The sequence below is a fragment of the Cereibacter johrii genome, from assembly GCF_001720585.1.
GTDB lineage: Bacteria > Pseudomonadota > Alphaproteobacteria > Rhodobacterales > Rhodobacteraceae > Cereibacter_A > Cereibacter_A johrii.
The window spans coordinates 1-5,326 of the sequence record NZ_MABH01000204.1 but is presented as its reverse complement, the minus strand read 5'-3'; the positions used below and the strand labels follow the sequence as shown (position 1 = coordinate 5,326).

The following is a 5,326-nucleotide window of genomic DNA, read 5'->3' as shown; positions in this document are numbered from 1 at the left end:
CGGCGCGCCATCGGTGCGCCCGATCGCGCGCGTGCCCCCGCCCCGGATCCGGAGCGGGCCTGCGGCGCCGCGCACGATCTCCGCCAGTTCCTCCTCGGTCGACGGCCGCATCCTGCCCCTTTCATTCTGGGTCAAATATCCTGCGGGGGTCCGGGGGCGCACGGCCCCCGGCGGTTCAGCCGGCACGCCGGTCCCCGCTCGCATCCAACGGAAAGACCTTGGCCGGATTCAGCAGCCAGCGCGGGTCGAACACATCCTTCACCCGCATCTGCGCCTCGAGATCCGCGGGCGCGAACTGCACCCCCATCAGGTCGCGCTTCTCCACCCCCACGCCATGCTCGCCGGTCAGGCAGCCGCCCACCTCGACGCAGAGCTTCAGGATCTCGGCCCCGAGCCGCTCGCAGCGTTCCAGATCGCCGGGCCGGTTCGCATCGAACAGGATCAGCGGATGCATGTTGCCGTCGCCCGCATGGAAGACATTGGCCACCTCGAGCCCCGCCTCGGCGGCCAGCTCGCCGATCCGCCGCAGCACCCGCGGCAGTTCCGTCACCGGGATCGTGCCGTCGAGGCACATGTAGTCGTTGATCTGCCCCATCGCCCCGAAGGCCGATTTCCGCCCCAGCCAGATCCGCCGGCTCTCCTCCTCCGACCGGCTCTCGCGCAGCTCGACCGGATCGTGCCGCCGCGCGATCTCGAGGATCCGGGCCAGCTGGTCGTCGATCTCGGCCGGCGATCCCTCCACCTCGACGATGAGGAGCGCCTCGCAATCGGGATAGCCCGCCCTGGCGAAGGCCTCCGTCGCCCGGATGCAGGGCCGGTCCATGAATTCGATCGCCACCGGCAGGATGCCCGCGCGGATGATGTCCGAGACGCACGCGCCCGCCACCTCGTTCGAGCCGAAGCCCATCAGCACCGGACGCGCCCCCTCGGGCTTGGGCAGGATGCGCAGCGTGGCCTCGGTCACGACACCGAGCTGCCCCTCCGAGCCGCAGATCACGCCCAGAAGATCGAGGCCCGGCGCGTCGAGATGCGCGCCCCCGATCTCGACCACGGTCCCGTCCATCAGGACCATGGTGACGCCCAGCAGATTGTTGGTCGTCACGCCGTATTTCAGGCAATGGGCCCCGCCCGAATTCATGGCGATATTGCCCGCGATGGCGCAGGCGAGCTGGCTCGACGGGTCGGGCGCATAGAAGAAGCCGTCCACCTCGACCGCCCCCGTCACCGAGAGGTTCGTCCGCCCCGTCTCGACCCGGATGAAGCGGTCGGCATAGTCGGTCTCGAGCACCCGGTTCATCCGGGCGACGCCCAGGATCACGCAATCCGCCGTGGGCAGCGCCCCCCCGGCGAGCGAGGTGCCCGAGCCGCGCGGCACCACCGGCACCCGCTCCTCATGGCAGATCCGCAGCACCGCGGACACTTCCGCCGTCGAGCGCGGCAGCACCGCCGCGAGCGGCGGACAGCGATAGGCCGTCAGCGCGTCGCATTCGTAGGCGCGGGTCTCGGCCTCGTCATGGATGACGGCATCGGCCGGCAGCACGGCCAGGAGCCGCTCGACGATCCGGGCCTTGCGGGCCAGGACAGCCTGGTCCGGTGGCGGCATGAGCATGGCTTTCCTCCTCGTGCGGTCAGCTTTTATAACCAATTTTGCCCCATGGCAACAGCGGCTCCTTGCATTATCGTGCCCCCATGCTGAGCCACCTGCCCGCCGTCCTGATGCCGCTCGACCTCCTTGCCGTGGTGCTCCTGCTCCTCGCCTGGGCGGGCACCGGGCATTTCTGCGAACATCCTCCGGCGCACCGGCCGTCGGTCTCCTGGCTGATGAAGGAACATCGCCGCGCCTGGATGCGCGAGATGGTGGGCCGCTCGCCGCGGATCTTCGATGCAAGCGTGATCGACAGCCTGCGGCGGGGCACGGCCTTCTTCGCCTCGGGTTCGATGATCGCCATCGGCGGCGGCATGGCCCTGATCGGCAATCAGGACCGGCTCGAGACGCTGGTGGCGGACCTGACGCTGCCCACCGACACGGTGCGGCTCGAGCTGCGGGTGATCCTCGTCCTCTTCATCGTCGCGAACGCCTTCCTGAAGTTCGTCTGGGCGCACCGCGTCTTCGGCTATTGCGCGATCCTGATGGCCGCGGTGCCCAACGCGCCCGAGGATCCCCGCGCCTATCCGCTGGCGGCGCAGGCGGCCGAGGTGAACATCAATGCCGCCCGCAATTTCAACAGCGGGCTCCGCGCGGTCTTCTTCGCCCTGGCGGCGCTCGGCTGGCTTCTGGGGCCGGTGGCCCTGATCCTCACCCCCCTCGCCACGAGCTTCGCCATCCTGCGGGCCGAGTTCATCTCGGGCACCCGGGCGGCGATCCTCGACACGAGCCGGATCGACCCGCGGCTTCTCTATCCTACGGGATTCGGCCCGCCGCCCTCGTCCGGCACGGGCGGCTGAGGTCAGGCCCTGCGGCCGAAGCGACCCTCGCGGAGCCAGGCGCCGAGTGCCAGGCCCGCGGCCAGCAGGAGATAGAGCCAGCCCGGCAGCAGCGCCGCCACCCGCACATCCTGCGCGACATGGGCGCCGCGCGGCGTGATCCCGATCCAGCCGCGGCCCGCCGCCACCCGCCCCTCGCGCACCGAGCGGATGTCCGGCGCGCCATCCTCCAGCCGGAGCGTGCCCCCGTTGGTGGGCGCGATCACCGGGGCGAGCTTGTCGCCGCTGGCGATGGTCTCCTCGAACTCGCGCGGCGCCGACGGGCCGACGGCGATCACCGCCTTCTGCTCGCCCTGCGCCAGCCGGTAGACCCCCATTTCGGGCGCCTCCCAGGTGACGGCCCAGCGCCCGGGCGCGGCTTCCTGCATGGGAAGCGCCGTCTCGGTGCCGTCGGGGCCGGTGACCGTGACGTCGCCCGGATCCTCGCCGATGGTGCGGCGCGTGATGGTCATGGTGGCGCCCTCGGCCGAGGCGACCAGCGCCTCCTCCTCGAGGTCGGGCTCCTTCATCATCCAGTGCGCGAGCCGCCGCAGCAGTTCGAGCTGCGGCCCGCCGCCCTCGTAACCCCGTCCCCAGAGCCAGATCTGGTCCGAGGCGAGCACGGCGATCCGTCCCTCGCCCACCCGGTCGAGGACGAGGAGCGGCCGATCGCCCGCCCCGTTCATCACCACCTGCCCCGAGGTGGCGGAAAGCTCGATCTGGCGGAACCAGCGGCCCCAGCCTCCTTCGGGCGCCTGCGCCTCGAGCCCCTGCGTCACCGGATGCTTGCGGCCGACATCGGTGAGCGTCGGGCGGAACCCGCCCTCGATCACCCGGCTCGTGGCCTGCACCGGCATCACATCGGCCAGGGGCGAGCGCCAGAGACTGTCGGCCGAGCCGAATTCCGGCCCCGCAGCCACCAGCACCGTGCCGCCGTTGCGCACATACTCCCGCACATTCTCGAGGTAGGAGGTCGGCAGGATGCCCCGCAGCCGGTAGCGGTCGAAGATGATGAGGTCGAATTCCTCGATCTTCTCGACGAAAAGCTCGCGCGTGGGAAAGGCGATCAGCGACAGTTCCGAGACGGGGATGCCATCCTGCTTCTCGGGCGGGCGCAGGATGGTGAAATGCACCAGATCCACGGACGCGTCGGATTTCAGGAGGTTGCGCCAGACCCGCTCGCCCGCGTGCGGCTCGCCCGAGACGAGCAGCACCCGCAGCCGGTCGCGCACGCCGTTGATCTGGACAACTGCCGAATTGTTGCGGTCTGTCAACTCGTCCGGCGAGGCCGCCACCTGGAACTGGAGCACGTTCATGCCCCCGTGCGGCAGCGTCACCGGCAGGTCCAGATCCTCGCCCACCGGGACGGTGAAGGTCTGCGGCTCGCCCCCGTCGATCGAGACCACGAGATCCGCCGAGGTCCCCGCGGAGGCCGGGACCCGTCCCTGATCCTCGATGCGGAGCGTGAGCGACACGGGCTCGCCCAGAATGGCGAAGGCCGGCGCGTTGCGGATCAAGAGCCGCCGATCCCAGTCCTCCTCGTGGCCGGTCAGCAGCACATGGAGCGGCGCGGGCATCTGCGGCGCGAGCTCGAGATCGTGGACCTGCCCGTCGGTGATGAGGATGGCGCCCGCCACCCGCGCCCGCGGCTCCTCGGCCAGAGCCTCGGAAAGCGCGGTCATCACCAGCGAGCCCTCGTCGCCCTCGCCGTCGCCCACCCGGACCACGCGCAGCTCGGTGTTGCCCAGCGCCCGGACCTCGGCCTCGACGGCGGCCAGCGCCGCGGCGCTCTGGTCCGCCCGGTCGCCGATGCGCTGGCTTGCGCTTTCATCCACAACCGCGATCACGATGTCCGAGAGGGGGGCGCGGTCCTCTTCCTGCAAGGCCGGATTGGCCAGCGCCAGAAGCAGCACGCCCAGCGCCAGCCCGCGCAGCCACCAGCCCGAAAGCCCCCGCCAGAGCGCCACCGCCACCATGAGGCCGCCGAGCGCGGCAAGGGCCCAGATCCCCGCCCAGGGCAGGATCGGGTCGAAGACGAGTCCGGTCATTGGCCGAGCCTTTCCAGAAGCGCCGGCACATGGACCTGATCCGACTTGTAGTTGCCGGTCAGCACATGCATCACGAGGTTGATCCCGAAGCGCCAGGCGATCTCGCGCTGGCGTTCGCCGGCATAGCCCCGCCCCACCGGCAGAAGCTCCATCCCGCGCGCATCCACCGCCCAGGCCGAGGCCCAGTCGTTGCCGCCGATCACCACCGGCGTCACGCCGTCATTGAGATTGCGGAACGGCATCCCCTCGGCCTGCTGCGCATCGGGCGGCGCGGCCTCGACCCAGACGGGCGCATTCTGGTAGCGGCCCGGGAAATCCTGCAGCAGATAGAAGGTGCGCGTCAGCACATGGTCCTGCGGGATCACCTCGATCGGCGGAATGTCGAGGGGCGCGGCCAGCTGTTGCAGGCGCCGCGCCTCGGGCGTGGAGCCGCCGCCGCCCGTTCCGGCGTCCCGCGTGTCGAACAGGATCATGCCGCCGGTGCGCAGATAGTCGTTGAGCTTGCCATAGGCTGCGGCAGAAGGCGTCGGCTGGCTCGCCGTCACCGGCCAGTAGAGGAAGGGGAAGAAGGCCAGCTCGTCCCGCTCGATGTCGAGGCCCATGGGCGCGCCCGGCTCGACCGAGGTCCGCTCGCGCAGCCTGAGGCCCAAGCCGCGCAGGCCCGCCTCGGCGATGCGGTTCACCTCCGGGTCGTCGGTCTCGACATAGGCCAGATGCACCTCGGCCGTGGCCTCGACCGCGAAGCTCTCGGCGGCGGGATCCGGGGGGGCCTCGTCCTGCGCCCGCGCCTCGCCCGCGCCGAGCGCCAGGACCGC

General features: G+C 70.8%; 4 protein-coding genes and 1 pseudogene. 1 reads left to right on the top strand and 4 read right to left on the bottom strand.

The annotated features are described in order from the left end of the window. Window positions 1-111: pseudogene (locus A9O63_RS23465) on the bottom strand (glycolate oxidase subunit GlcE); the annotation flags it as partial. Between the two features lie 64 nt (window positions 112-175). Beyond that, window positions 176-1,609: an FAD-linked oxidase C-terminal domain-containing protein gene (locus A9O63_RS17915; RefSeq protein WP_069333135.1), complete on the bottom strand. Its 1,434-nt coding sequence runs from the start codon at window positions 1,607-1,609 to the stop codon at window positions 176-178. Between the two features lie 80 nt (window positions 1,610-1,689). Here A9O63_RS17915 and A9O63_RS17910 point away from each other — a divergent pair, with 80 nt between their 5' ends. Then, complete coding sequence (locus A9O63_RS17910; RefSeq protein ID WP_069333134.1) at window positions 1,690-2,445, top strand: DUF599 domain-containing protein; 756 nt, start codon at window positions 1,690-1,692, stop codon at window positions 2,443-2,445. Between the two features lie 2 nt (window positions 2,446-2,447). Here A9O63_RS17910 and A9O63_RS17905 read toward each other — a convergent pair whose 3' ends face one another. Together A9O63_RS17905 and A9O63_RS17900 are read right to left on the bottom strand one after the other, a co-directional pair. Then, on the bottom strand, window positions 2,448-4,511 hold the full coding sequence (locus A9O63_RS17905; protein ID WP_069333133.1) for a DUF7408 domain-containing protein: 2,064 nt from the start codon (window positions 4,509-4,511) through the stop codon (window positions 2,448-2,450). Then, the coding region (locus tag A9O63_RS17900) for a DUF4159 domain-containing protein (RefSeq protein WP_141703117.1) at window positions 4,508-5,326 on the bottom strand (819 nt) is incomplete at its 5' end. The genes A9O63_RS17905 and A9O63_RS17900, both read right to left, overlap by 4 nt.